The organism is Pseudomonas sp. P5_B2 (genome assembly GCF_056400445.1).
Genome location: NZ_JBFULH010001062.1, coordinates 1 through 1,058, shown reverse-complemented (window position 1 = coordinate 1,058; position 1,058 = coordinate 1). Strand labels below are relative to the sequence as shown.

At 55.0% G+C, this 1,058-nt stretch carries 2 pseudogenes; both read right to left on the bottom strand.

Annotation, left to right across the window (positions count from 1 at the left end):
• Positions 1–29 precede the first annotated feature (29 nt).
• Positions 30–767 (bottom strand): annotated as a pseudogene (locus AC1DRJ_RS29170) (transposase); the annotation flags it as partial.
• A 110-nt stretch (positions 768–877) separates the two neighbouring features.
• Positions 878–1,058 (bottom strand): annotated as a pseudogene (locus AC1DRJ_RS29165) (bifunctional 5,10-methylene-tetrahydrofolate dehydrogenase/5,10-methylene-tetrahydrofolate cyclohydrolase); the annotation flags it as partial.

The following is a 1,058-nucleotide window of genomic DNA, read 5'->3' as shown; positions in this document are numbered from 1 at the left end:
TGAGTATCGACTGCCGACTGCACGTTTTAACCGACGATTCCGGTGCCGCGCGTCATCAGGGAACGGGCGTCTGGATCGGTGAGTGAGACCTGTTTATCAGGCGATTCGTTGAGTTGGATTTCAATCGCTTGAAGCTCCTTCATTTGCGTCTTCAGTTTGGCGATTTTCTCTTCCAGCCGCACGCGTTGGCCTCAGAGACATTTGGTTCTTGCCTATAGGCAGCGTCGAGCGCAGCCAGGTAACGGCTGATGCTCGACTCAATGTCTCCCATTCGCCGCTTCAGTTTGGCACTGGTGAAATTGCGGTCGCGGTTGTTGACCGCCTTGAACTTGCTGCCGACGATGGCGACCAGATTTTCTCCGAACAGTCCCAACTGCTGACACAGCACAACGAACTGGCGACAGGCGCCTCGGATCGCCTTGTTATTGTCTTTCCGGAAGTTGGGGATAGTCTTTAAATCGGGGTGTCAAACGCCCGGTCAGCCACATCAACTCGACATTGCGTTGGGCTTCTCGCTCCAAGCGTCGGCTCGACTGAATGCGATTGAGATAGCCGTCGATGTAGATCTTCAACAGGACTGCGGGGCGGTAAGCGGGACGGCCTGTGTCAGCCGGAATAGCACCGTCAAAACTCAAGGAAACCAGATTGAGTTCGTCGACAAAAACGTCGACTACGCGCACCGGATTGGTATCGCTGACGTAGTCGTCGAGGCTTTCGGGAAGAAAGGTGCCTTAGCCTCGATGTTCACTTTGAATAAAGCGCTTCATGGGCGATCCCTGCGATGAAGTCCTCAGAAATCATAGCAAGGGTTCGCGAAGGTGTTTTTACACACTCTGGTTCGACTTCAGCCAGTCGCGACAGGCAAAAAACGTTGTGCTCAGCTCAATACTGCATCACTGACCGACTTTCGCTTGTGCGCTGCGGCGGCACGCTGCAATTGACTGGCGATCAGGGTGTTCTTCAGCAGATACGCAATGGTCATCGGCCCCACGCCTCCCGGAACCGGTGTGATCGCACGGGCGACGGTGCGCGCACTGGCGTAATCGACATCACCTACC